The 26,658-nt window shown below is 41.3% G+C and carries 19 protein-coding genes; 7 read left to right on the forward strand and 12 right to left on the reverse strand.

Translation table 11 applies throughout. From position 1 onward, the window contains the following. The 3 genes from ABDW32_RS20165 to ABDW32_RS20175 form a co-directional block, all read right to left on the reverse strand. The gene (locus ABDW32_RS20165) at positions 1–3,408 is read right to left on the reverse strand and encodes a SusC/RagA family TonB-linked outer membrane protein (RefSeq protein WP_343565636.1); all 3,408 of its coding nucleotides are present in this window, start codon (positions 3,406–3,408) and stop codon (positions 1–3) included. 30 nt (positions 3,409–3,438) lie between these two features. Continuing rightward, on the reverse strand, positions 3,439–4,557 hold the full coding sequence (locus ABDW32_RS20170) for a FecR family protein (RefSeq protein ID WP_343565637.1): 1,119 nt from the start codon (positions 4,555–4,557) through the stop codon (positions 3,439–3,441). 69 nt (positions 4,558–4,626) lie between these two features. Beyond that, complete coding sequence (locus ABDW32_RS20175) at positions 4,627–5,193, reverse strand: sigma-70 family RNA polymerase sigma factor (protein WP_343565639.1); 567 nt, start codon at positions 5,191–5,193, stop codon at positions 4,627–4,629. Positions 5,194–5,739: 546 nt separating this feature from the next. Here ABDW32_RS20175 and ABDW32_RS20180 point away from each other — a divergent pair. From ABDW32_RS20180 to ABDW32_RS20190, 3 genes are all read left to right on the forward strand, one after another. Further along, entirely contained in the window at positions 5,740–8,586 is a 2,847-nt protein-coding gene (locus tag ABDW32_RS20180; protein WP_343565640.1) for a TonB-dependent receptor, read from the forward strand. A 13-nt stretch (positions 8,587–8,599) separates the two neighbouring features. Then, a complete protein-coding gene (locus tag ABDW32_RS20185) occupies positions 8,600–9,838 on the forward strand; it encodes a hypothetical protein (RefSeq protein ID WP_343565641.1) in 1,239 nt (412 codons plus the stop codon). Between the two features lie 353 nt (positions 9,839–10,191). Further along, positions 10,192–11,451, forward strand: a complete 1,260-nt coding sequence (locus ABDW32_RS20190) for a hypothetical protein (protein WP_343565642.1) — start codon at positions 10,192–10,194, stop codon at positions 11,449–11,451. Between the two features lie 9 nt (positions 11,452–11,460). Here ABDW32_RS20190 and ABDW32_RS20195 read toward each other — a convergent pair whose 3' ends face one another. The 3 genes from ABDW32_RS20195 to ABDW32_RS20205 all read right to left on the reverse strand — a co-directional run bounded on the left by ABDW32_RS20195 (position 11,461) and on the right by ABDW32_RS20205 (position 12,578). Next, complete coding sequence (locus ABDW32_RS20195) at positions 11,461–11,979, reverse strand: DUF305 domain-containing protein (protein ID WP_343565643.1); 519 nt, start codon at positions 11,977–11,979, stop codon at positions 11,461–11,463. Positions 11,980–12,074: 95 nt separating this feature from the next. Then, positions 12,075–12,371, reverse strand: coding sequence for a hypothetical protein (locus ABDW32_RS20200; RefSeq protein ID WP_343565644.1), 297 nt, complete (start codon positions 12,369–12,371; stop codon positions 12,075–12,077). A 6-nt stretch (positions 12,372–12,377) separates the two neighbouring features. Then, complete coding sequence (locus ABDW32_RS20205) at positions 12,378–12,578, reverse strand: hypothetical protein (protein WP_343565645.1); 201 nt, start codon at positions 12,576–12,578, stop codon at positions 12,378–12,380. Between the two features lie 318 nt (positions 12,579–12,896). On the opposite strand from ABDW32_RS20205, the gene ABDW32_RS20210 reads away from it, so the two are divergent. Next, complete coding sequence (locus ABDW32_RS20210) at positions 12,897–13,421, forward strand: hypothetical protein (RefSeq protein WP_343565646.1); 525 nt, start codon at positions 12,897–12,899, stop codon at positions 13,419–13,421. A gap of 60 nt (positions 13,422–13,481) precedes the next feature. Here ABDW32_RS20210 and ABDW32_RS20215 read toward each other — a convergent pair whose 3' ends face one another. Both ABDW32_RS20215 and ABDW32_RS20220 read right to left on the reverse strand, forming a co-directional pair. After that, positions 13,482–14,573: a S41 family peptidase gene (locus ABDW32_RS20215; RefSeq protein ID WP_343565647.1), complete on the reverse strand. Its 1,092-nt coding sequence runs from the start codon at positions 14,571–14,573 to the stop codon at positions 13,482–13,484. Between the two features lie 118 nt (positions 14,574–14,691). Then, positions 14,692–17,004, reverse strand: a complete 2,313-nt coding sequence (locus ABDW32_RS20220; RefSeq protein ID WP_343565648.1) for a TonB-dependent receptor — start codon at positions 17,002–17,004, stop codon at positions 14,692–14,694. A 120-nt stretch (positions 17,005–17,124) separates the two neighbouring features. On the opposite strand from ABDW32_RS20220, the gene ABDW32_RS20225 reads away from it, so the two are divergent. The 3 genes from ABDW32_RS20225 (at position 17,125) to ABDW32_RS20235 (ending at position 21,400) form a co-directional block, all read left to right on the forward strand. Next, on the forward strand, positions 17,125–17,784 hold the full coding sequence (locus ABDW32_RS20225; protein WP_343565649.1) for a metal-dependent transcriptional regulator: 660 nt from the start codon (positions 17,125–17,127) through the stop codon (positions 17,782–17,784). A gap of 246 nt (positions 17,785–18,030) precedes the next feature. Continuing rightward, a complete protein-coding gene (locus ABDW32_RS20230) occupies positions 18,031–19,509 on the forward strand; it encodes a hypothetical protein (RefSeq protein WP_343565650.1) in 1,479 nt (492 codons plus the stop codon). A 97-nt stretch (positions 19,510–19,606) separates the two neighbouring features. After that, positions 19,607–21,400, forward strand: coding sequence for a cytochrome c peroxidase (locus ABDW32_RS20235; protein WP_343565651.1), 1,794 nt, complete (start codon positions 19,607–19,609; stop codon positions 21,398–21,400). Positions 21,401–21,475: 75 nt separating this feature from the next. Here ABDW32_RS20235 and ABDW32_RS20240 read toward each other — a convergent pair whose 3' ends face one another. The 4 genes from ABDW32_RS20240 to ABDW32_RS20255 all read right to left on the reverse strand — a co-directional run bounded on the left by ABDW32_RS20240 (position 21,476) and on the right by ABDW32_RS20255 (position 26,592). Continuing rightward, positions 21,476–23,866, reverse strand: a complete 2,391-nt coding sequence (locus ABDW32_RS20240; protein ID WP_343565652.1) for a peptide-binding protein — start codon at positions 23,864–23,866, stop codon at positions 21,476–21,478. A gap of 183 nt (positions 23,867–24,049) precedes the next feature. Beyond that, positions 24,050–24,571: a HEAT repeat domain-containing protein gene (locus tag ABDW32_RS20245; protein WP_343565653.1), complete on the reverse strand. Its 522-nt coding sequence runs from the start codon at positions 24,569–24,571 to the stop codon at positions 24,050–24,052. 361 nt (positions 24,572–24,932) lie between these two features. Then, on the reverse strand, positions 24,933–25,340 hold the full coding sequence (locus tag ABDW32_RS20250) for an EthD family reductase (RefSeq protein ID WP_343565654.1): 408 nt from the start codon (positions 25,338–25,340) through the stop codon (positions 24,933–24,935). Positions 25,341–25,530: 190 nt separating this feature from the next. Beyond that, complete coding sequence (locus ABDW32_RS20255; RefSeq protein WP_343565655.1) at positions 25,531–26,592, reverse strand: alpha-L-fucosidase; 1,062 nt, start codon at positions 26,590–26,592, stop codon at positions 25,531–25,533. Between the last annotated feature and the right edge of the window lie 66 nt (positions 26,593–26,658).

Consider the following 26,658-nt stretch of genomic DNA (forward strand, 5'->3'; position numbering starts at 1 on the left):
TTAAAATTGAACCATTACACCAAAATTAAATTCTCGGGCATAGGGATAGCTTATCCCCCGCTCCATGCGTACCGTGCTCCAGCGGAACATATCGTTCATGGAGAAGTTAAGCCGTAGCCTTTCCAGCTTATACCGCTTGAGGATCTCATTACTGAATGAATAATTGATATTGATCGTAGAGAGCCGGAGGTAAGATTCGGTCTGTATAAAACGGCTCGAAGGCTGCGTAAAAGACCGATCACCAATAGCCTTGTATTTCGTCTGATCCCCAGGCTGCTTCCATCGTTCTTCCAATACACGGCGATCGGCATTATGATAAGCGATATTATTTTCGATCTTATCCATAAGGGTCTGATTGTAAATATCCCCGCCCAAGGAATAGTTGCCAATAATTTGCACGGAGAGTCCTTTAAAGTTAACCGAGGTGCCGACATTACCGTATAAGTTCGCTTCGGTATTGCCTACAACCTGTTGATTATTGGCGTCCCAAACATAAGTAACATCACCATTCCGATCCCGGTACAATTCACGTCCACTGGCTGGGTCTATCCCGAGGGAAGGTACCGCGCGGATAACGCCGAGAGACTGTCCCTGTTGATAATACTGTGATGGCTGTATGACATTGCCTTTTTCATCTTTTTTGACCAAGGACTCATTTAGCGTGCGCAGTTCATTGGATATCTCCTTCAATTTGCTCCTGTTCTGTACAGCGCCGAGTGAAAGGTACCAGCTAAAGTCTTTTGCAGAATTATTGAGAATCCGCATGTTGGCCATCGCCTCAAATCCTTTGTTCTGCACTTTTCCTAGATTCTGAAAAAATTTATTGTCATAAAAGCCAAAGGATGGGGCGACATTGATGGTAGAAATCATGCGGTTGGTAAGCCGGTCATAAAGGGAAACATCAACTTTCAAAAAATCACCCATGATGCCAAATTCCGCACCTACGCTCCTTTGCTGTTGTTCAGGCCAGCGTACTGCCGGATTTCCCTGCCCGCTGTAGATGGCGGCATATTGATTATAATAATTACGTCCCGACAGAAAGTTGTACGATGTGCTCACCATGCCCACATTAAATTCGCTGACCGTACTTGAGGTACCCGCATTCAGATACCAGCGTAATCTAGTCAGAAAATCATTTTTAAACCATTCCTCGTTATGCATATTATAGGAAAATCCAGCGCTCCAAAATGTTCCAAAACGATTTTGACTTCCGTAGATTGAGGCACCATCCGAACGTAGCGTGCCACTGACATTATATTTATTGTCATATGTATAGAACAAGGAGCCCAAGAAGCCAACAGACCGCACCGGCAATGACGTTGACTCAGGCAGTGACCCGGTCGCATATTGCAAAGCCATCTGTGGTGTTATAAAACGGTCATCCACATAACCTGTCACTGTATTAAGGTTTCCGACCGTATTCTGCTTTCGGATCTCAGCGACGGCATTGGCTACCAATTGATGTTTGCCGAATTTGTTGGAATACTGCAAATCTACTTTTCCTTCGTATTTGGTGAAATTCTGGTTTCCAAACGTATAGGAACCTTTCAGATTAGCATCCGTAATATTGGTGTAATCCGTATGAAACGGTGATTTATACTTGTCTATATCTGCGCTTGTCCTTACGATAGTTCCAGAAGCCCTCACAATCAATTTAGGCAAGGCAAACCATTCGATAGACATATTGTCCTGCAAGGTTTGACTTGCCTGATTGCTACGGAAACCAAGTCCTGCATTATAAAGTGGGTTGAACATCGTTGATCCCCAGCTATACCACTGTCCGAGTTCCCCAAAACGAATATTGTACTTTCCGTGCTCATCATAAATTTTCTCATAGGGATTGAGTTTGGTATAGGCATCGAAACTCCCATACGGACTATCGTATGCTTTCGCATAAAGATAGCTGGCCACATTGCGAAAAGTAATTACATTGGGTATCCGATAGATCAGGGTGAAACCTGCATTCCCGCGTGTTCTGCCGGACTCTTTCATAACGCCTTTGTTATCAAAATAACCACCTTCAAGGCTATAGCGCACGCCATTCCCCCCGCCTTCCATCCGCAGGCTATGATTAATGGAAAGTGTATTTCGCACTGGCTGCTTCAGCCAATAGGTATTCACTCCGCCCAACACATCCTGTTCACGTTTGGCCAGCAAATTATCATACTGCTCCTGCTGAATCAGATCCCAGGCGGCATCGCCGGTTTTTGATGTGTATAAATCCGCCAGCTTTTCATACTGCAATTTCTCCGCGGCATTCATGAGGTTGTAATCCGATAAGTCAACCATGGACACCGATGGCTTCATGTCATAAGTCACGGTAAATTTACCGTCTTTGGGCAATCTGGTTTCGATGACAACCACCCCATTCCCACCGCGGGAGCCGTACAAACTCGTAGAACTTGCATCTTTTAAAATGGAAATGGTTTCGATACGGTTGACATCAATATCATAGAGCGTAGTGATGGGCACTTCAAAACCATCCATGATAATCAATGGTGCATTGACGGCATATTCGCCTACACTGGAAACCCCTCGAATGTTGATCTGTGGCATCACATTGGGATTGGAACCCGCATTTACCCGTTCGTCTACCTTAAAAGAAGGGTCTAAAGCCTGGAGCACAGTAAAGATGTTTGTGGAATTGAACTTTTCGAGCTCCTGCCGGGTCACCATGGTCGCCGCTCCCGTAAAGTTATCGCGGCGCACCCGGGTATACCCCGTGACTACTGTTTCATCAATTTTATTCTCAACCTGACGCATGGTCACCTGCAGTGGCTCCCCCGAAACCACTTTGACCTGCTGGCTCTCATAACCTACCATCGAAAACAGCAGTTCCAATGGTTCATTGACAACGACATAAAACTGACCATTTTCGCCAGATAAAACACCATTACGTGTGCTTCCCGTAATTTTTATAGACACACCTGCCAGCGGTTTTCCCGCAGCATCCGTTACACGTCCTTCTACCCGCATCTGACGCTGCTCGGTCATTTGACGCTTTTGTCGATTAGGCTGATTATTGTTTGATGTATTTGGTAGTGATTCCTTCCGGCGTACCAGGATCGTATTATTGCGAAAGATCAAATCGATATCCTGCCCGGCAGCGATTTCCCGGAGCACCAGCTCAATAGCTTTACCTTTCACCTCAATACTGATCGGCTTACTATTTTTAAGTAAGGCTAAATCACCGATCAGATCGACATTTGCCTGTTTCCTGATCTTCTCCAGGACCGAATACATGGAACTTTTGTTTTCTTTAAGCGTAATACGCTGCGCCATGGCCGTTCCCACAAAGCCCGATAAAAGTAGTCCGCTCAGTATCAACCTCGACAGGCATTTACCGACATCTTTGGGCAAACCGGTAGCTGCCATTCTTTTTTCAAAATGGTAAACTTTCATTTTCATAAGGTTAGTTTTTGTTAGTTCGTCGTTCCTCTATTTGATGTATATGTAATTATTTTTCATAGTATAATTCATAGGATATACCTGTCCCATTAGGTCCAACACCTCTTTGAGGCTTTTGTCACGTCGCACACGGCCGAAGAGCTGTACTTGTGCCAAACTATTGTCTACTTTGATTTCCACCCCATACCAAGCGCTTAATTTTCGGGACAGCTGCCCTACATTCAGGTCGTTCAGTTCGAAATAACCTTCTTTCCAGTCGATATAACGGGTAATATCTCGAGCTTCGATAATCTTCTTTCCGTCGTATACCTGATTCGGCCTGATTCGTACGGGAAACTGGTCCTTTTTGCTCTGTCCTAAATGCGATCCATGATCGGAGAAAGCCACGGCACCTTCGAGCAAGGCTGTTTCATTATTGCTCGTAAAATCCGCATTGAATTTTGTTCCCAGTACCTGAATTGTCTGCGTATTTCCACGTACAAAAAATGGCACTCTTTTATGGTTTCTTTCTTGTTTGGCAACTTCGAAATAACCTTCTCCCTGTAGTGCAACTTCGCGGATATCCCCCCGAAAAGAAATCGGATAACGCAGTTCACTATTGGTATTGAGCCAAACCTGGGTTCCATCGGCAAGCTGTACATGGGCCGTACCTCCCGTTTTCGTACGAATCGTATTGTAAACGATTTTTGATTGCTGTGCAGGATCAGTGAGATAAATGATTTCATCATCCTCTGTCCGCACGATGCGGTAGCTACCGGTATTTAAGGTATCATTACGTTTTAACTTATCCAGGTCGTATTCCATATTATTTTCCAGTACAACAACTGCATTGGATTTTATAGGCGCCTTGACATCTTCAATGTTTGCATACCGGAAATGATCAGCTCGGCTGCTCCAATACAGGTAAGTAGCGGTTGAAAGAACCATTAGGATACTTGCGGCAGCTATCCATTTCCACAGGGACTGCTTTTTGCGTTTTCTGGCAAAAGGCATTTTGTCGTCCAGATTTTCCAAAAGCATTAACATCGGCCTATCTTCCGGTTCAGGAAAACGATCCAATTGGTCCAACCAACGTTCGACCAAAAGCTGTTCCGCTGCGGAACATTTCCCAGCCTGATACCTCGCGAAAATAGAATCGTCGATCTTCATAATAATAATTGTTAGTCCAGCCCTTTCGGTGCTATACTAAGGTAAACGGCGCTCCCGAACAATTGTCCCTTAAAAAAATAAAAAAAGTAAAAAAGACGAAAAATTAGAACGTATGATTTTTAAGGTAGATGAATATTGATTGCGCACCGTCTTTTCAGAAAGCCCCAGCATAAGGGCTATTTCGGGATTGGAATAACCTTGCAGACGCAATTTTAAAATCGCCTGATATTGTGGCCCGTAGCGGTGGAGTACCGAGAAAATGGAATCACGAAAGGACTGGGTGCGGATCTGCTCATCAGCTTCATCAAAAGCAAATTCACTGGCATAGGTTCTTAGATCCTCCAAATAGCCCTGCGCATTGTTTTCTTTTGCGAAATAGTCAATAATACGACGTCTCAGCGCCGTAAAAAGATAGGCCTTAAAATCGTCTTGGTAGTCGATGGAATACCTATTATTCCACGTACGGATAAAGACATCCTGTACGAGATCTTCACCGGCCTCTTCGCCCACCCGCTTGATCGCATAGATGAGAAGAGCCGCTTTGTATCTCTCATACAGCAGATGAAATGCCCCATCTTGGTTCTCTGAAACCAAAAAGAGTAGTTCCTCGTCGCTCAAACTTTCCAACTTAGGCATAATGCATTGATTTGGACAAAGATAGTTTTTAGATTTTTTGTATCCAACAAGATCGCGTAACGTGAAAACTGCTATTCCCAGAAAAAGCATCCCCTGGCTACTTTAAATCATTAGAAATATCTGATGTAATTTTTAATTATTGTAAACGCCACATCCGCATGATTTCCTCCACATGTGATGTGATAACAGTTGCGCAAAAATAGTAAAATTAAAACAAAGACTACTAATTTAGTAGATTATTTTTATCGACATGATAGCTAAAATAAAACTTAGTGTTTAGACAGCTTAGAAATCATACCTTATGCTTCCTGTCGTTTTAAAAACTTAACAACTGGAAATCAGAATAAGGTATGCCATACCTATTAATTTAACTGCGTATTTTTATTGTAATTCGAATAACCCATTCCCAATGAAGGATTAACTGCTTTTATTCTGTTAAAAAAAGTTAAAAAGCAATTTGCCAGTTTTCAGGATATGTTTACCTTTGCGCAAAATTTACCTTATTTAGATCAAAACTAAATAAAGAAAAGCTATTTAAAAAATCATATGTATCAATTCTTTACTTTTTTGAGCATCACCTTGCTTTCCTGTCTTGCCCTTCAAGCGCAAAATATCGAAGGTATTGTATATGACAAAAGCACCGGTAGGATCGTGCCGGGAGCAAGTATAATCATTAAGGAGCGCCCACAGAGCGGAACTGTCGCAGGTGCTAACGGAAAATTTAAACTTGCACTTCACAATGGTGAAACCCTCCTGATTAAAATGGTCGGCTACAAGAACTTCGAACGCTATTTTTCGAAGGTACCGGAAGGACAAGAGCTTGAGATCAGTCTTGAATCCGGTGTTGCACTGGACGAAGTATTGGTGACAGCAAGTTTGGCCAATTCTCGGAGTAAACGCGCGATAGGTACCAATGTAGATCATATTGACGCTGCAGATATCGTCGCAAAAAGTAATCCCTCTTCGCTAGCCGAACTGGTAAACGGAAGAATTAGCGGTGCCCAGGTATACAATACCAATGGAAAAGTGGGTATGCCCATCCGTTTTGACATTCGTTCAGCGGCAACTTTCAGCATGGAACGTGATCCGCTGATTTTTATTGATGGTATACGTTACAACAGCAATAACACCGCCGATGTGAACTCAGCGCAAGAAGCCATGAGCGCGTTGAATGACTTACCAATGAATGATATCGCTTCTATCGATGTGATCAAAGGACCAGCGGCAGCAGCATCTTATGGTGCCGAAGCGGCCAATGGTGTTGTTATTATCCAGACCAAGCGCGGTCTGAGTGGCAAAAAAGGCGTGGCTATCAATGTAAAATATACAGGCGGTTTCAGTGAACTTGCTAATAAATACACAAAATATGTCAACAACGATGCGCTGAACAACTTTTTTGACCGCGGTCATCAAAATCAATTCTACGCCAATTTATCTGCGCAGTTTGACCAGGCAAACAGCTTATTCTTCTCCGCCAATTCTAATAGCACCTCAGGTATTGTTCCGGGCAACAAAGACAATAGACAGACCTTTCGCGCTGGATACGATTTTTCCAAAGACAACTTCAAACTGGGTTTCACCGCTGGCTATGTCAAAGGCAAACTGAGTATCCCACAATCAGCTTCGGGACGTGATGATGCCATCTGGAATCTGATGCGGGATCAGACGCCCTGGCCTTTTATTTCCGAAGAAACCTGGCGTGCCATTGAGAAAAGTTATTCCAATGACCGCTTTACAGGAAGTATAAAATTAAACTATACGCTTCCTTATAATATCAAGCTGGAAAGTCTCGTGGGACTTGACCTCAACCGGATCGATGGGTTAAACTATCTTCCTTATGGCTACCTACAGGGCACAAATAGTACTGGTGCCAAACAGGTCAGTGACCGTAAAAACCAGAATATCAACTGGGATGTCAAGTTGTCCCGCAACGTTGCCCTCGCCGATAAATGGCAACTGAATCTGACCTTACTATCGCAGTTGACCAAGTCTACCGAAACTGTCAGCGGTATAAGCGTACGTAATTTTGCTGTACCGGGCATCAGTAACATCTCCTCAGCAGCTGAAATCTTAGGTACAACCGATACCTATTTCGAAAAACGTACCCATGGTATCTACGGTGAGGCATTTTTAAGCTACAACAATCAGTTGTTTATCAATACCGGGGTCAGAAGAGATGTGTCCAATATGATCGGTCGGAATGTAGCCAGTATCTGGTATCCGACGGTGAGTGTTGCCTACAATATGAAACCGTTTGAATTTATGCAAGGTAAGATAGAGGAATGGAAAATAAGGACCGCTTATGGTGAGTCGGGTCGCTTACCTTATCCAAATGATGCGCAGACAGCCTACCTTGTTGAGAATTCATCTTTTGGTCCCTTAGTCAGACCTTTACGCAAAGGCAATCCCGATATCAGACCTGAGCGCACCGGTGAGTTTGAGATCGGTACGGATCTCAGCTTTTTCAAGCAGCGTTTGGGCTTTACCTATTATTTGCAAAACACGCGTGACGCGATTGTATACACCACTTTATTGCCCTCTTTGGGCTGGCCTTCGAGCCTAAGTGGCGACTATCCTGAAAATGTGGGTAAAATCCGTGGTAAAGGGATAGAAGTGACTTACAACAGCCGCGTATTTACCAGCAGTAATCAGAAAAACAGCCTGGATCTCTTTGTCATCTTCAACCACCAGTCCAATAAAGTCATCAGCTCAGGTGGTCATGATATTATCAACACCGTGAATCTGATCCGTCCAGGGCTGCCCGCATTTTCCTTCTATACAGGTATATCGGAGGGTGCTAATTTTAACGACAAAGGTGAATATACCGGCTCCAAAGAAAGTGCTCCACAGGTATTGGGAAAACCTTTCCCAACCTACAATGGCTCATTTGGCTTCAATCTACAACTGGTTAACAAGCTGCGCATCCAATCGTTATTTAATTATTCCAAAGGCGCTAAAGTATATAATATTTCCAATCGAAATGTAGCCAGCCAAGGGAATAACTTCAAGGCAAGCGAAGATCTCAAAGCATTACTTGCTACACAAACTCCAGGTACGTCGGAATACATCGCAACGGCGAACGAACTTTCAAAATATGCCGGCCCTCGGGGTAATTTTATTGAAAAGGCTGATTTCATCCGTTTGAGCAATGTGACTATTTCATATGATTTGGGTACCTGGGCCAAGAGACAAACCAACGGCCTATTCAAAAGCTGTGTGCTGTCACTGACGGGCAACAACCTTTGGCTGACAACAAATTATGGTGGAGTCGAACCACAGATAGATTCGCAGGGTGGTAGCAAACGTAACCGTGGTATCAGCTATTTATCCTCCGACTGGACTGCAGTACCGGCCCCACGTAATTATGCCATGAGTGTAAACATTGGATTTTAAAAAAATGATGATTATGTCAATCAAAATAAAAGATTTTTGGAAAGTAGGATTAGCCTGTATGGCAGTATTTATCTTTTCCTCCTGTGACAAGTGGGTAAATGACACCCAATTACCGGACAACACCATTGATGAGTCACAGTTAAACAACATCGCCATGCTTGGTCGTATTGAAAAAGGTACTTATGTCTATGGTCCCGTCATCGCGGGAATATGGCGTGCCGGAGCAGCTTCCGCATCAGATCTGCTGGTCGCTTCTGGTGCCATTGTGGATGAAATCGTCCCTACCGCAGTTCCGAACTCTCCTTTTTATAAGGAATTGGACGGGGATAAATTAACACCGGATAACACTTCACTCTTTAGTGTATGGTCCAATGTGCAAAATTACCGTGCACGTGCCGAAGATGCAATTGCCAATGCAGAATCGTTAAATCCTACAGATGAAGATGGTATCAAGATTAAACAAGCGGCATTGGTGAATGCCCGGCTACATGCGGGTTATGCCTGGATGCTGATGGCGGATTATTTCAGTGTCAGCAACAGCAGTCACTCTGTCTATGCGGATCATAAAGAAGTCAGTCATCAGGAAGCCTATACAAAAGCGCAAACTTACTGGCTGCAGGCACTTCCTTCCGCCAACGATGTCGAAAAACGACTGCTTCACGCTCTGCTAACAAAGCTGGGAATCCATACAGGCAATTATCCCCTGGCCGTGCAGCATATCAATCAGTCATTTGCTGCAACGGAAAACTTCAGCTTTCTCAATACCGTAGGCAATGTCAGTAACGGTTTCTTTAATGCATTGAATATTAACTCCAGAGATGCGGCCGTTGATCCGACTTTGGTTATCGCTTCAAAAACCGCAGCTGAAAAGGCTCGTGTCCCTGTTGTAAAAGCAGCCAAAGGACATTGGTCACTGACCTTATTTAAGGAAAGAGATCCCTTGCTCGTCAGCGATTTTGATGAGATGCAATTGATCCGCGCCGAATTGGTTGTACGTGGGCTGATCCCCGGTAATGCAGTGGAACTCGTTAATTCGGTGATTTCAAAATATGATGCCTCAGGATCTTCAAACTACGCCGCGTCTACCATGCTAATACTTAATGACATCATTGTTGTCCGTCGGATATTTTTATCCTGGCGCGGCACGCGCATCGTCGATCTCAGAAGGTTTAAGATCGATGGTGAGGTCAGTCCCGGTTTCACCCAACGCAAATGGCAATGGATCGGTATCCCTGAAATTGAAACACAATAATCAAAAATAATCCATGGAAACACTTTCAGTCCCAACAAAACTGAAGCGACATGATCATTGCTTAGGTTAACTTGATATGATCAGATAAATAATAAGGCCGTGAGAATAGGGTATTCTACACGGCCTTTATCCCTTATTATAAAATAAACCTAAATTACCCCACAGCTACCTACCGATAGAACATTACCTATCTTACGGTGAGATGCGCAATTGTCCCGAAATAACTCAAATTATTTTTCATGGCTTCAAATAATGTAGACATCTGCCTTTTTCTTAGGATAGTCGGATTCCTCCCAGAGTTATTTAGCTGAATTTAAAATCTTAAATTAGCGTATCAAACACAATAGCTGAACATGCTCAATTTTTTTAAAAATACCTCCGGGTTCCCAAAAGAAAATGATAAAGATCGCGTATGGCTGGATGGAGGAAGTTTACATTACCTCAATTACGGTAATGAAGAAGAGGTAAACTTAACTAAATTGCGCTACGCGTATGTTCAATTATTGGCTGGAGAGCCTTATTTATTTCTATTTGACCATCAGCAGCATTATGTGTCAGCAAGGTCAAAAGGTTTTTCGAAAGTCTACCCCAAGCTATCTGAACAATTTGGATTTGATGATGTCCTATTCTTTCATACCATTAAACAACCACAGGATTGTAAAGCTAAAATCTGGTTCTTGCCACAAAACCGCAATTACAAAATTCTATCTGGTGATTTTGATGATGATCATAGGGGTTTCGAGATCTATTCAGAACCTAAACAATTTATCTCTTGGGATATCACGTATGCTGACATCGAAAAACTTGGTGTGGGACAGCAGTATGCAAGTGAATATGGGACAATATATTTGAAAACAAATTATCCGGTTCGGATCGGCAGCCTCTGGCTAGAAGCACTTGAAATCTATTATGACGATGTTCCACCGCATGTACCTATTCAAGAATATTTTACGACCATTTATGATGAATCCAACACAGATCGAAGTTATAAAGATCTGCGTGACCTCTGGTTAAATGAGGAAGATTATGATGCAGAGGATTATGGTTATGAGAGAATAGATCAATGCTATTTGTCATTTGAGTTTGGAAATCAGATTTCTTCCTCCATCTGCTACACCTATGAGGATGAAAACAACTATGATGACGGTGGCACGTCACTCCATTTTTACAACCTACGGGATTATCCATATCTTTTGGAAAATGCGGAGTACGATCAGCTCATTGAAGTGACCGAACTCGTTAAACTGAAAAACAAATGGGACATTAACGCGGATTACCGTAGAAATGCTGCTGTAAAAAATATTCCGTCAAACGTGCAACAACAACTGGGAAAGTCAAGCGGGATCTGGTTAGACAGGAAAAATAATAAAATTGGATTTGCTGGGCGGAAAACAAGTCTAATTTACGATATCAAGGACATTGATTTCTTTGAAATTGAGAATGTCCTACCTGCAAAAGGCCCAGGATATGCCATACTTCGCGTAAGCTTAAATGGTGGGAACTATAACTACATCTTTGAGGCCGACACCTACGAACTAGATCCTTATGCAAATACCTTGGAAAATTGGACGCATAAAAAAGTATCAATACCTGAAGCCTATTATAATTGCTGAGTATGCTAGTTATTCTCCTTCCAAAGCTTTGAGTTTGCGCTTCATCAATGCAATTTCACGGCGCTGGGTTTCAAGAATCTGACGTTGCAGCTGAATCAATTCTGGATCGGTAAGACTAGCCTTCTCAGCCATTAATACCGCTGCCGCATGGTGCGGAATCATCCCTTTCGCAAATTGTTTATCATCTACATTGATCTGTTCCCGAATGCCAAACCAAGCGAAAATTGCCAATGCGAGAACAAGCGACGCAATACCCAAATTTAACTCTCGTTTGGGATACATGATATTCATAACGGCCAGTTCGATGAGCAGCATAATAGCGGTCATCAACAAAGTCATGTGCAGATTATTGATATTTGGAATCAGATTTTCAAATTTATCGACCATCGCAAACATCGAGAAATACATGGCTGCAAACATTAAAATTGCCATAACAATAAATCGGATATACATCGCTGTTGCGTGAATATCCTTTTGCTTGTTCGGAGCCGCAGTCAGTCTTCCGAACGGATCTTGTGAATTTTTCATAATCAATAAATTACTCCACCTCGTTAACACAACTTTAATAGATAGATTCCACAAAATTTATCACTAAAGTAATATGCTCAAACTATTACCGGCTATCACCATATTTTACGATTAGAAGCGGCTAAGCTATCACGTATAAAGTTGACAACTTCATCGCTGTCATCAGTACTTGCTAGCCGCTTTCGTAGCATTTTCAACCAATCTTCCAATGCGTCAGACACAGATTCACCGTTCCCTAAAATTCCATTTTCTACATCTGGGCCCAACAGGCACCAATAGGATGTCTCTTCCTTAAATACTACGGGGCGTAATTCCCTAATTTCGTAGGGTAGCTCCTCCGCATCAAAATCTATTGGAACTATTTTTTCCGCCGCTATTTTCATTTGTTCCATCTTCTTCTACAATTTTTTAAGTTCCTCTTCTGGCCAGGTAATCAGCTCTTGCAGCAGATAGACCTTTGGTTCATCTTCATCCGTAAATTGTTTCAAAAATTCCGGGAGATCACCCTCTACTTTTATAAGTTTTCCGTCCTGCAGAACATCGTAACCTTCTGCGAGCCATTGCTCTATATTCTTTCTGTTGATTTGCGTATGTTCCATTTCAAGGTAATTTTAAGTACCAATGGATAACAGCAATGTTATCCATTAAATTTACTTTCTTATCTTAGGAACAATGCTATTTGCAATATCGTTTCCATTTTATCGTCTTCGGCCCTCTGCTTAAGTTGTGATGTTTGATTAGGGGAAATAGTACTGTTATATAAAATCTCCAAAAAGAAATGCAAAAAAGCTCGATAAAAGACACTTACAAATAAAAACAGGATTTAACAGGATAAAAATGATTTTTGGCAAAGTATTTGTTATAACAGCGAAAGTTTTTAGTTCGAAAACTTAACACTAACATTTTTTTTAAATATCATGAAAAAAGTACTTCTACCTTTTCTGACACTTTTTACATTCTTATTTGTCATCAATAAAGAGGCAAATGCACAAACACCTTATCGTACAGCCCTTGGTTTAGGTATCGACCTTGGTGATGGCCAAACATTATTTGGTCCACAGATAAAACACAATTTTGGCGGAAATGATGCCGTCAATGCGCAAGTATTGTTCGGAGATAACGTTACTGTCCTTGGTGTAGATTATTCATACAATGAACGTATACGGGGAACACGTGGCCTATCTTGGTATGTTGGTGTAGGTCCACAGGCATCATTTATAGACTATGGTAAATGGCACGGCGACTGGGATGATGATGACCACTGGAGAGAAGGAAACACACACACACATTTTGCAATCCGTCCGGCTTTAGGTCTGGAATTTAGGATTCCTTCGGCGCCATTGGCAATGCATTTTGACTGGAAACCTTGGTGGAATTTATCGCATGGATCGTATTTCGAGGCTTCCCGTTTCTCATTGGGATTCAAATTCGTTTTGAAATAAAAACAGGATATTCAACAACAAAAAATCCTGCTGGCGCTATGTCCATGCAGGATTTTTTGTTTATTTCTTACGCTGTTTTTTTAAGTAATCAATAGCCTGTTGAATATATATCGGATTTGCCGCTTTTACAGCCTTGCGACGCTGACTGGAATCACCTATTTCAGCTCCCGCCATCACTTTAACAAAATCAATAACGATAGGAATATCGGGATTAATGCCTTCTCCAATTTCGTAAATCTTTCCAGTTCGGTCCTTTAATACCGCTGTTGTTAGATTAATCATATAGTTATTCCCGACAGGAAATTGATCATTGGCAGAGGTCTGACCACTTGTCATTTGCCCCATAATAGTCACATTGTTTTGACCTTTGAAATGCGTAATAAAAAATTCGCCTGAACTTGAGGTAAATTCACTAACCAATAAAACGATAGGTACATTTTTATTTTTTATAGCAATCGGCGGTACCTTATCATATTCCAGGTCAAATAACTTGGCCCATTTTTGATCGTGATCATTTAGGTCACACATCCGCACCTTCTGTTTGTCTTCCCTCCCCGTCCTATCTACAGTCGAATACGTGCTGTCGACATCTATTAAGTCTGCAAAATGCCAAATCATGGGAAATATACTTCCACCAGTATTATCCGTCAAGTCAATAATCCATGCTCTGGGATGCTGCGCATCCAGGGCTTTTAGCTGTACTCCAATCGTATCCACATACTTTCGCTGTTCATACAGGACTTCTGGGACCCGAATATAGGCATAACGGTCCTTGGTCATAAAATGACTAAAAATTTTGGGTGGAAAGCCGGCTTCCTTATCTGTCATACCGGCCATCTTCGTAAACAACTCTTGTTCAGCCTCTTTATTTTGATCAGCTTTCTCAAAAAATAGGCCCGAGTGACCATCTTTCAACTGACGTATGATCCTCCTAAAATGAGGAGCTAATGCATTGATATCTGACACCGTCTTTGTCTGTTCAATAAAAATTGGCCGGATAGAATCCCATTTGACCATCGATTGATTATAGGCATGCTGTTGGACCGTATCCAAAAATGCATTGACAAGCTGGCTCACTGAGGAGACCTGCGCATAGGACCGGACAAAAAAACCGATTAAAATCAGTAAAAAAAGTAGTGCTTTCTTTTGCATCTGGCTAATAATTATCTCTCTAATGAGATAGTACTAAATTAGTTTAAAAATATTTGCCTCAGCGTAACAAGATTAAAACATTTCGCAGGGGTCAAGTCTTACACGCTTATCAATTTACTTAGGGGGTCTTTATCTTTATCCCAAAAAAGAAAGTTCTGGGCATATTAGGTCCATAAATGTAATTACTATCGCGATTTTTACCTGTATCAAAATCATGTTGGTAAGCATTAAAAATATTCTTCACTCCGCCATAGACTTCGATCACATTTTTAAATTTCGAAATACTAAATGCATGCGACACTTTGCTATTTACCTCTGAAAATGCTTTAGTATGAACCATTTGATCTTCCGGAAAATTGTCTGCTCCACCCGCATGAGCGATCTTCATCTTACCCGTGTATACATAGTTCAGATTGATTGTCCAACGTTTATCTGGTGTAATATTGAAGTTTGCAAAACCATATTCATCTGGTGTTCTTAAGAATGATCTGGTAGCATCTACACCTTCGAGGTAAGATACAGGATTTTCATATTTGCTCTGTTGCAACGTAAATCCGGTCTCCAGTTGCACCTTTTTATTATAATTGGCCCGCAATTCTAAGGTCCCGCCCGCTACTTTTGCATTATTGCCATTGCGTTTTTCAAAGACCTTACCAAAGTCGTCCGTACCGATTTCCTCAAGTACAAAAGCATTTGACAGCTGTGTATAGAATCCTTCCAATGTAAAACCCGCAATCCACTTCTCTGCGGCTTTATCATAGTTTACCGAACTGCTCAAACTCTTTGACCGCTCTTCACGGAGATCTGGAGCTAATTGAACACGTGAAACACCACCACCAGCAAAGGCAATATGAAGATCCGTATCAAATGCCTGTGGTGCCCGAAAACCGGTTCCATAGCTTAGGCGGAACTGCGTATTGGCAGCATGCTTATATAACAGTGCGACACGCGGGCTAACGATCATTTTGTCCAATAAATTATGCTTATCCACCCGGACACCGGACAGCAAGTTAAATTTATCGGCAAAATCCCAGTCACTCTGAAAAAAACTCCCCCAGTCTTTCGTATGCTGATCGACCAAATAGTTATAACTTGGAATTTCATCGTAAACTTTGTCGGATGCATATTCCGAACCGATGGTCAGCACATTCCGACGGTTCAAAAAATTGCTGATCTGATGATTTAATTGAAAACCGCCCTGTAATGTTGTTGTCTTTGAATCGCCATAGGGTGGGTTTTTCAGATGATTTTCGATCTCTTCCGGATTATCCGGAAATATTCCTGTATAATGCTTTCTATTGGTATTTTGAAAAGCAGTATAGAGGATGATTGCCGATTTATCCTGATTAAAATTAATCTGGTAGTCCGCACTTCCCATCCATATTTTATGGGTGCGTTCCTCGGACTGACGTGTCAGGTAGGCCGGTTTTTTCGTCATCTCTCCACCAAATCGATATTCATTTAGATTGCTCAACGAAATCTCCAGTTTTTGATTTTCCGAAAATTGATAAAAGGAGTTGATACCGAGGGAGGTATTTTCAATTTTTGGGATTTCTGAAAAATTATCACCATTTGCATCGTAAAAACCACGATCCCGCTTATTGAAGAAAAAGGATGTTCCCGCATTCCCTTTGTCATTGACGAGGGTTGCATTTCCGCTAAGATTAAAATCATTTGTCTTTCCATCAATGCTTTGGTAAAAAGAATTGACTTCATAACCACTCTGCTTTGGTAATTTGGTGATTACATTGACAGTGCCTCCTATTGCACTTGAACCATACAATGAAGACCCCCCACCTCGAACCACCTCAATCTTTTCAATCATATTGACCGGAAGCTGTTCCATACCATACAGCCCCATCAAAGGGCTGAAGATAGGCCGTCCATTGATCAATATCTGGGAATAGCCCCCCTGGAGCCCATTCATTCGCAATTGGGTATAGTTACAAGTCTGACAATCTGTTTCCACCCGTAAACCGGGTTGAAATTTCAATCCTTCGGAGAGATTACATACCTGCAGATTGCCCAATGTTCTACTATCCAAAATATTAACGATCACCGGACTTTCGGTTTTCCGTTTGAATGTTTTGGTACCAGTGACTACGATTTCATCAAGTAAAAAAATGGATCGATCTAACGGGATATCTTTGGCCACGAATTCCCTATCAATCATGATTGAATCGCGGTAGTTGCTAAAACCGATATGTTTCACCTCTACTTCCCAAGCGCCATAAGGAATATTTTTCAACGTATATTTTCCAAGGTCATTCGACCTTGTACTTATTTTTAATAGCGGAATAGCAATCGAAACCGATTTCAAAGGAAGACCATTGCTATCATAAATTTTACCTGCCACCGTACCCGACTGCCCAAAAGAAATAAATCCGATCAGCAAACATGCTGTTATCAAGAGAATTCTGAATCTTATCATGATTGTTTTACTTTAATTAATTATAAATTTAGAATCACAAATCTAATAAGTTAGATTATACTAACAAAATAAATTCTAACATCGCTATTAGAGACAGCTAATATTTGGTAAATTTGCCCTATGATATCACAGACCGAAGAGAACTATCTAAAAACACTATATAATCTAACTTACCAAAAAGGTGAAGCCAGTGTCAATGAGATCAGTAAACGACTGGACATCAAAATGCCAACGGTAAATAGTATGATGAAAAAGCTATCCGAGAAAGGCTTTGTCCATTATGAAAGCTATAAACCACTCAAGCTCACTGAAGAGGGAAAAAAGGAAGCAGCACTTATTATACGCAAACATCGGCTTACTGAAATGTATCTCGTTGAAAAAATGGGCTTTGCATGGGACGAAGTCCACCAGATCGCGGAACAGATCGAGCATATCCATTCTCCTGAATTTTTCAGCAAAATGGATTACTTATTGGGTTATCCTACAGTGGACCCCCATGGTTCGCCGATCCCTGACCATAATGGAGTGATACAATCGGAGAATTATATCTTTCTCGATACCTGTAAAACCGGAGATCGGGTAACTCTAATGGCTATACAACCTTCTTCCAAAGAATTATTACAGTACCTGAGTGCCAAAGATCTTGAGTTGGGGACAACATTGACCATCCGCTCCATTGAATCCTTTGATGCCAGCATCACAGTAAGTTATGGTGACCGGACATCAGAAGTGCTCAGTAGCAAAGTTACGGCAGCATTACTTGTGCGCCCCATTGCGTAACAATAGCATGTGATATATTTTCACATAATCGATCTCTCCTCTCGGGCAGTCTGAACACATTGCTCTAATTTTTTCTGATAGTAGATTTTTTTAGCCCCCTTTCCTCTCATTTTTTGGTTAAAACACGACCAAGGGCTTTGTTAGTCTATGCTAACTATCTATTTCAAAAACTGGAAACTTGCTGACAAATTCCTTATTTAAAAAATAATTAATCTACAGCTAACATAGCAAAACTACATTTGTTGCATGAGAAGAAACCACATTACTATCCTGACGGTATTATTGTCAGTCACATTTGCTGGCTGTAAGGACAATAACAAAATAGACGAATCTGAGCAAAAACCACCCGTAGCAAAGCTGGAAAACTATTCAAAAGAACCTGCCTTTGTATACGGTATGCCCGGCTTTGAGAATCTAAATATTACAACCTTAATTTCAAGTTCGGATGTACTCTCTGGGACACCGGAATTTGTTTTTGCAGGGCAACCTGATGGTGCTGGATTTATGAAAGATCCAAACTCAGACGGTTTTCTGATGATCTGTAATCATGAAATCACGCAGTCAGTATCCCGTCTATATCTGGATAAGAATTTCAAACCGACAAAAGGCGAATACATTATGGATGGTACCGGAGGTAGCACAAGACTTTGTTCAGCTACCCTTGCTACACCCGAGGAACATGGTTTTTCTGCTTTCCTGACAGCAGGGGAATCTGGCGAAGAAAGTATGGTCCATCAATTGGATCCTTTATCTTCAGTAGCCTTGCGCTCGGATAAAAATCGCGTAAAACCGGCCTTAGGAAAAGCTTCCATGGAAAATGCGGTCCCTCTTCCAAAGGATATCTCCAATGGCAAAACCTACATTGTTATCGGTGAGGATCAATCCTATAGTTCCGGACACCAATCTGCCGGGCAATTGATACTTTATGTATCCGACCAACAGGGTGATCTTGATAACGGAAAATTATACGCCTTAAAACGCAGCAACAATGATATCACAGAGATGAACATGAAAAAAGGGGAATCCTATGCTGTGGAATTTGTTGAAATCCCAAATGCTAAAAATCTGACGGGTAAAGAAATCAATAAACAGAACCTAGACAACAAAGCGATCCGATTCTCCAGAGTGGAAGATGTGGATTACCGCAAAGGTACCGGTAATGGGCGTGAAATCTACTTTACAGCTACCGGACAGTCTAGCGACGGCGTAAAACCAACAGAAGGGTTTACCATGTGGGGGCGCGTTTACAAACTTAATCTGGATGAAAAAAATATGCTGAAGGGTAAGCTTGAAGTTATTGCTGAAGGAGATTCTGATCCGGGACAAAACCTGATCAATCCAGATAACCTCTGCGTGACAGAAAACTTTGTTTACATCCAGGAGGATGGAGATTCTTATTACTCCGATGCGAAACATGACTCTTATATCTGGCAATACAACATGGCCACCAAAACATATAAGCCTTGGTTAAACATGAAACATGAACGCAATAATACGGATTGGCAGAACAAATATAATCAAAGTGGTAAACTAGGTAAATTTGGTTCGTGGGAATTTGGTGCTATGACCGACGTATCGCACCTGGTTGGTATCCCAAATACATTTGCGGTCAATATTCACTCCCATACCTGGCAGGATGATAAATTTGAAAACGCAGATGGTTCTAAAGTAATCAGTAATAAAGAAGGCGGACAGGTTGTCCTCATCCGTAATGTTCAGCGCTAACACGAAATAAAAATACGAATATGCAATAAGGGTATCTCTTCCATAGGAAAGGATACCCTTATTGTTATTTTATCGAAGTAGAAAAAGATAAAAATAAATGAAATATTGGATGGTTGTAAGCTTGCTTGCTGTTGTCATGCTGGCTATCATGTGTAAGGGAAATCAGGATTCAAATCCAAAAGATCTACTCAAGGTCAGACAAACGGTATTAGCTATCAATAAGGAATTTGATCAGCGAATTAATGATCAGATCTCACGTGTAGAGCAGGATCTGGATGAGAAAATTTTGCAATCAGGTTTTGATAGTCTGCGCTCGACCTACAAATGCATGGAATGGGCAGTTGCCTATTTTATGCCAACGACCGCCCGTTTTTTAAATGGGCCAAATTTGGACGAAATCGAACTGGAAGAAAATGCCGTTATCGAAGCTGAGGGCCTACAGACTTTAGAAGAATATTTCTATCCAAACTACGATAGTGCAGAAAAACAACAGACACTTATTTTCTTAAAGAGGTTAAAAACCAAATCCCTGGCTATTGACACCTATTTTGAAGTCAATTCTCTCTCACTTCCGCAGTTAATAGAGGCTTTACGTAATCAGGTATTCCGCATCACCACACTGGGGATCACAGGTTTTGACACACCGGTATCTGGCAGAGGTTTGGTCGAGTCGATAGATGCCTTAAATGGCATTGCCGCTGTTCTTGGCCAAATCCAAGGTCAGGTCAGTCATCCGAAAGAAATTGATAACGTACAGAACTTAATCAAAATAGCCAACGAAAAATTAGGCAAAGGTACGCCTAAAGATCAATTTGATTATCTCAATTTCATGGATCAGCACCTCAATAAAATAGCTGATGCACTATTTAAATTTCGAAAACTGGAGGATATTCCATCTTTAAACGTCAGCCATCCGATTTCGCCCGAAGCTTCTAATCTGTTCAGCAAAAATGCCTTTAATCCTGATTTTTTTGTTCCATCCGAACGACAGATGATAAGCACAGGTAAAGTAACATTGGGGGCGAAACTATTCAGAGACAATATGCTCTCTGGTAATGGGAGCCGCTCTTGTATTTCCTGCCACCATCCGGAGAAAGCTTTTACCGATGGACTCAAGGCGCCAACGACCATGTCTGGATCCAAAATGGATCGGAATACCCCTTCCCTCTCCTACAGCAACTATCAGCATGGACAATTCTGGGATATGCGCAGCGAAGATCTGGAAGGGCAAAGCATGGATGTCATTACCAATAAGGATGAAATGCATGGTAATATGGATCAAATTGCCAGACGTCTGAATCAGCACAAAACTTATGTCGGAGAATTTCAAAAGATCTTTAAAAGTGATACTATTGCGGTGTGGCAATTACAAAATGTACTGGCCAGTTATGTCCGTTCACTCGCGAAATTTGATTCACGCTTTGATCGTTATATGCGTGGTGAATCGCAGCTATTGTCTCCCCAAGAGAAAGAGGGTTTTAACCTCTTTGTTGGAAAGGCCAAATGCGCAACCTGCCATTTTGTACCATTATTTAATGGAACTGTACCGCCGGAATACGCCAAGACTGAATCTGAAGTACTTGGCATCGCCACAGATCACCGTAACCGTATGTTGGATCCTGATCGTGGAAGGGGGCGCTACCATGCTACAGTAGCGCAGCTGCAATATGCATTCAAAACACCTACCATACGTAATATCACCAAAACCGCCCCTTATATGCACAATGGAGGATATACAACCTTGGAGCAGGTTATGGACTTCTACAACAAAGGCGGTGGGCAACAGTTTGGATTTAAACTAGACAACCAGACTCTTCCCACAGATAGCCTGAAGTTGACCGAAAAAGAAACTGCAAAGATCATCGCTTTTCTGAAAACACTGGATGACTAGCATACAAGACTTTATAAGATTCCCTTTTGTGCAATCGCATTAGAAAAGGGGCTATCTCAGAGAAGAAGTCCAACGCTACAATTGTAAACTCAATTCTTGCTGTTGCTGGTTCCTAAAGAAAATAACCTTGGGTTGGTCGGCATGAACGAGTTTTTTAATGGCTTGCTGTAAATCTGTTAATTGGCCTAATTTTTCACCTTGGTAATCCAGCAGAACATCACCTACTCGCAAACCGCTTTTATAGAGTGAGCTCTTTTCTTCCAGTTGGAGAACCAATACACCGGCAATTGATGGCAATCCCGCCGCCGATTGTTCCCCTAATGTTTCAACTGATTTGAAAACCCCACCTTTCCAAGTCCATTTCACTCCTTGTTCCTTGGTATCTTTTTGTATCAACGGGGAGATCTCAGGGCTAGCAGCAAGAGTTTTCAATCTCTTGCTGGTAACTCCGAAATTCAACATGTCAAAATTTTTGAAACCTTGATCTTTCCAGTTCTTTAATCTGAAGTCACCCAAAGCTGGTGCTATAAAATTCAGAGTTACAACATACCCATGCTTTTCTATACCCTTCGCTTGATCTTTCTGTAAATCTTCCTGTTTTGCATAAATATTATAATCCACCTCATCACCCCAATAATTCACCTGAATATCCTGATGGCTATGCATCACGATATTATTGCGAAAGACATCATGACTAGCTTGAAACCAAACATGTGGATGGAATCCATTGTTCAGCATAACATTATTGTATACTTTGCGATAGAAGCCTTCCCGTAATTTCAATCCGCCACTCAAACAGAGGTTATTATAAATTTCATAATTGGAAGACCCATCATCCAGATCGATATCCCAACCGTGATCACAGCGAAATCTATTGTCATGGATTTTGGTTGTTTTGACCGCGTCCAATAAAATCAAATCAGGATGGGCTGCGGTCAGTTGATCCATCTCATTTCGATCGGGATGCCAGAAACGGTCCCTACCCCAAGAATTAAATGCACCATGATCACTTGTCTCCAACACAGTATTAAAAACGTCGTTGTAGGCAATCTCATGTCCTCCCCAAGTACCGTCCCCGACATTGATACCTGCGCGTGGTACATTGTAAATAGTATTGTGCAAGATACGCAAGGACTCGGCCATGGAGACCTGCACACCTGCGACCTGCTTTTCGATCAGGCCAATGGTATGGATCAGATTGTCACTGGCTTCACAATCCATAGGATAATTATTGTTTTTAGGTCCCTTAACTTTATCCATCTGAGCAAAGGGAACAAATTTCTCATAACGAAACGCGGGAGAACGTACGGCATTAGGATCACCCACAAAATTAATCGCGCCAGCTCCAATCTGTTCGATACGGTTACCATGTATCTTCACGCCACGATTATAATTGCTAACGAACACTGCATTCCCTCCCAATTCGGTAAAATCATTAGCATGGAGGGTACAGTTTTCAGCTCCTTCGATCTTCACCGCTCCTTGTCGATAGATGGTCCAGTCGCTACGCAGCAAAGGTTCTGCTGTCTTCATAAATGTAGGTGCAGTATGCGTAAAACGTAGACCGCTGATTTCAATATCGTGAACGGGATGAGTTGAAGATCCTGAGAAGGTTATCAAATTTTCCAACTGTGGGGCTTCAAATTTCAATTGATTCGGATCAATTCCTTTCGATGGCATGTAATATAATGTGGATGTCGATTCATCTAAATACCACTCTTGCGCTGAGTCAAGTTCTTCAAAGATATTTTCGACATAGCGGTAGGTTTCGTGCATTTTGCTCGGACGATTATTTTGCTCCCCACCTTCGAGGGTGACCATTGAGGTGCCATCTTTTCCAACGATTCGATAATGAAATCCGCCCCAACGTCCCGCATGTAAGGCGTGCACAATACCTCCAACCGGATTTTTCCAGGACGCTATACGTTCGGGGCTCAGGGCATCTGCCGCATAGCCTTGAAAGGGTAATACTGAGGCGTCATAATTGGGATATCGCGCTCTGATGAGATGTGCATCGTTGGCATAAAGACTTTGAAAGCTCATTCCTGTGGGGACTTTGGCTTCCCAGATTCCCTTATCCCCTTGTTCCCATTTTAAAGTCAAGGGTTTAGCTCCGCTTAGAGTCACTTGTTTTCCGTCAGCTGGCTTAATCCGCAAAGGCCGGTTCTTCGTACCTGATCGAGCTGCAGATAACTGGATCGGTTTATCTAAGTAATAAGTACCACCCGTAAAAATAATTTCAATGTCTTCCCGCTCTTTTTCCTGTTTAGATTTTTCAACAGCTTGTAAGGCGGCTTCGACCGTAGCAAAAGGCTGCGCTGCTGTTCCTGGATTTTGATCATTGCCGCTCGTACTGATATAAATGCGCTTGATACTACTGGATTTTTGCGCGTGTATCGCGAGAATAGGTACACAGCTCATTCCAATAAACAATAATCCCGGCATTAGACTCAGTGCTTTCTTCATAATTTTAATATTTTACGTTGGTTATTTCTGGTCGATTTAAACACCTGCTCATAAACCTGATTTGCCCGGTACATGATAACCGTAAACTATCATAGTCCTGAGGAAATAATTAGATCCATATCAGCTAAGCCCTAATGCTTTTTATCAAGACGATTAAGACAGATGGTTGTTCCTAAAATGATATCATTTTTTTACTCTCTTTAGCACATCCAGATATTTCTTCTTCACAGCGTTGTCTTCTTCCTGCTCAGAAAGTAATTCGACTTTACTAATTAATTGACCTGTCTGATCTGTTTTTAATTTGATAATCTCAGCGAGCGCAAAAACCGTAGCCCAACGAACAACCGTACCATTATCTTTTGTATTCTGCAAAAGATAATTTATCGTTTGGCCTAATTGATCTGGATAGAGTCTAGCAATATTACCAATGACTTTGGCACTTTCCCATTTTATACGGGGTACATTGTCCTTTAATGCATTGGTCACATAGTCCAGTAACATAGTATCTACAATTGATAAGTTCTTTTTTGTTGCATACTCGATGGCTTCAATGCAAGTAGCCTTGTCACTCGCCTTCTGTTGATCAGCATATTTTAACAAATGATCGTATCGAAGTTCTCCATCAATTAGGCAATTGCCTAAAATTGTAACTTTCTGTTTCAGTTTAATGGATTTATCTCCAAATATTTGATCTATTTTTATCATAACTTTATTCGAGGTCTTCTTCCATAAGTTTTTTCGAATATCTCAATCAAAAAACGAACTCAGGCAATAATCTTCCATTATTGAGTTAAAGATAATATAAAATGCGCTCGTTATAAGATTCATTAGAATTTTTCCGTCCGACCATGCTGCCTTATCTAACTAAGTATCCATTGGCTTGTTTTATATGAAACCTAGTAGTTCAGAAAATTCCCCAATCGCTTTATGAAGGAGTACTTCCACACTTCAAAACGGAGATACATTTTAAATAAATATGTTATTCCTTAAGTTACAACAACTACTTACCTGGATTCAACACACAGCTAATAAAAAAGCAGAAAGTCAGCAAAGTATTTCGTTATGTTTATTCGATTACTTCACTAATCTGTACTTCTGGCTTGACATTGGTATATTTCGGAAAATCCTCAGCAAACTTGCTTCCATTTTCTTTCATTGGTTCCTCATAATCTGCGATAGAGTCAAAGTATAAATGGCAAATAGCTAAATATGTAGGTTCAGCTTTTGCTCCCTTGCCTGATAGGCCTTTGTCAATCGCCACAGCTTTCAAATTTTTACCAAAGACTTTTTTCACCAAAGCCATATGTTTAGCGAGATAATAATCCCAATTAAATGTTTTTTCAGGACCATTTGGATAGAAAACGGTCAGTTTGATCATTCCCCTTTTCTGAAAAGGTGGATCGGCCCAGGCACTATGCTGGAATCCGAACAGCATGATGCCTATGATCATAAGTAAAATGATTTTTGTTTTCATCTCTGTTTATAATTGATTTTTTTGAGTTGGCAATATTATGAGAGCTCATTAAAGATGCTTTTATACCTCATTTTCATTACTGTCGATTTATGTTAGAATATGGTAAAACTGGTAGTGCTACCTTCATTTTAACATAAAGCTATTGAAAGGGTCTGTATGAATCACTCACTTTAATACAATTGCTAATCGTTTAATGTGATTGGTCTTTTCGCTCTGCCGCCGCTCTCAGTAATATCTCTTTACTTATTGCTGGAACCTCACCATTTCCGTCTGGACCTATATTCAACAATAAATTTCCACCCTTTGTATTAATCTCCATCAACTTTTTGTTTACTTCCTCTGGACTCTTCCATGCATTGTCCGATCGCTTGAATCCCCATGAGTTATTCAACGTATAACAAGCTTCCCAATCATAATCTACTTTCGCATTAAGGTGCTCTTGCTCAGGTGTACCAAAATCACGTTTGAATTGCTCACGTTTAGCCACCCGGTTATTGATCACAAGGGATGGCTTTAACTCACGTAAGTATTGATAGAGTTCCTGTCCTGTGGCCATATCCCACCAATTAACCCAATCGCCATCAAACCAAAGCATATCGGTATCGTAATTAACAATTAGTTCTTTCAGCTGATTTTTCATATACTCGATATAGGCGGCCTTCTGATCTGGTTTCATTGCGACCTGTCCCCATTTCTCCCAACCGCTTTTTCCTTCGCTATTACGATATTGTGAATTGTGGTGCCAGTCTATAATACTATAATAAGTACCGAATCGGATTGCATTTTTCTTACAGGCAGTAGCCAATTCCTGTATGAGATCCCGCCCCATCATTGCTGTTGAAGCAATATCATAATCCGTATATTTTGAATCCCATAGGCAAAACCCTTCATGGTGTTTAGTCGTAACTACCAAATATTTCATACCAGCATCTTTAGCTAGCTGGACAATTTGGTCCGCATCAAAATGTGATGGGTTCCAACTATGGATCAATTTGGCATATTCTTCTTTTGGAATATCTGCCCCGGCCTGAATCCATTCGGCGTAACCTTCAATTGGCCTTCCCTTATAGTCTCCGCCAAGTTGGCTATAAAGACCAAAATGGACAAACATACCATATTTAGCTTCCCTAAACCATTGCATATGTTTGTCAAAATCCACCTTGGATTCGTTTAAATAGCTGACTTGCGCTTGTACCTTACAATTGAACAGCAGGCCAATAAGAGCGAACGCAGCACCTGTTATTTTTTTCATTATATCATAATTTATGATTGGTTACACGAATTGTCAAAGCAAATATAAGGCTAACGGGTGCCTGTT

This window comes from Sphingobacterium sp. (assembly GCF_039596235.1).
Classification (GTDB): domain Bacteria; phylum Bacteroidota; class Bacteroidia; order Sphingobacteriales; family Sphingobacteriaceae; genus Sphingobacterium.

Bases quoted from the DNA above. Each gene is read 5' to 3' on its own strand.
- ABDW32_RS20165 (WP_343565636.1), bottom strand. From the start codon at position 3,408: ATGAAAATGAAAGTTTACCATTTTGAAAAAAGAATGGCAGCTACCGGT.
- ABDW32_RS20170 (WP_343565637.1), bottom strand. From the start codon at position 4,557: ATGAAGATCGACGATTCTATTTTCGCGAGGTATCAGGCTGGGAAATGT.
- ABDW32_RS20175 (WP_343565639.1), bottom strand. From the start codon at position 5,193: ATGCCTAAGTTGGAAAGTTTGAGCGACGAGGAACTACTCTTTTTGGTT.
- ABDW32_RS20180 (WP_343565640.1), top strand. From the start codon at position 5,740: ATGTATCAATTCTTTACTTTTTTGAGCATCACCTTGCTTTCCTGTCTT.
- ABDW32_RS20185 (WP_343565641.1), top strand. From the start codon at position 8,600: ATGTCAATCAAAATAAAAGATTTTTGGAAAGTAGGATTAGCCTGTATG.
- ABDW32_RS20190 (WP_343565642.1), top strand. From the start codon at position 10,192: ATGCTCAATTTTTTTAAAAATACCTCCGGGTTCCCAAAAGAAAATGAT.
- ABDW32_RS20195 (WP_343565643.1), bottom strand. From the start codon at position 11,979: ATGAAAAATTCACAAGATCCGTTCGGAAGACTGACTGCGGCTCCGAAC.
- ABDW32_RS20200 (WP_343565644.1), bottom strand. From the start codon at position 12,371: ATGGAACAAATGAAAATAGCGGCGGAAAAAATAGTTCCAATAGATTTT.
- ABDW32_RS20205 (WP_343565645.1), bottom strand. From the start codon at position 12,578: ATGGAACATACGCAAATCAACAGAAAGAATATAGAGCAATGGCTCGCA.
- ABDW32_RS20210 (WP_343565646.1), top strand. From the start codon at position 12,897: ATGAAAAAAGTACTTCTACCTTTTCTGACACTTTTTACATTCTTATTT.
- ABDW32_RS20215 (WP_343565647.1), bottom strand. From the start codon at position 14,573: ATGCAAAAGAAAGCACTACTTTTTTTACTGATTTTAATCGGTTTTTTT.
- ABDW32_RS20220 (WP_343565648.1), bottom strand. From the start codon at position 17,004: ATGATAAGATTCAGAATTCTCTTGATAACAGCATGTTTGCTGATCGGA.
- ABDW32_RS20225 (WP_343565649.1), top strand. From the start codon at position 17,125: ATGATATCACAGACCGAAGAGAACTATCTAAAAACACTATATAATCTA.
- ABDW32_RS20230 (WP_343565650.1), top strand. From the start codon at position 18,031: ATGAGAAGAAACCACATTACTATCCTGACGGTATTATTGTCAGTCACA.
- ABDW32_RS20235 (WP_343565651.1), top strand. From the start codon at position 19,607: ATGAAATATTGGATGGTTGTAAGCTTGCTTGCTGTTGTCATGCTGGCT.
- ABDW32_RS20240 (WP_343565652.1), bottom strand. From the start codon at position 23,866: ATGAAGAAAGCACTGAGTCTAATGCCGGGATTATTGTTTATTGGAATG.
- ABDW32_RS20245 (WP_343565653.1), bottom strand. From the start codon at position 24,571: ATGATAAAAATAGATCAAATATTTGGAGATAAATCCATTAAACTGAAA.
- ABDW32_RS20250 (WP_343565654.1), bottom strand. From the start codon at position 25,340: ATGAAAACAAAAATCATTTTACTTATGATCATAGGCATCATGCTGTTC.
- ABDW32_RS20255 (WP_343565655.1), bottom strand. From the start codon at position 26,592: ATGAAAAAAATAACAGGTGCTGCGTTCGCTCTTATTGGCCTGCTGTTC.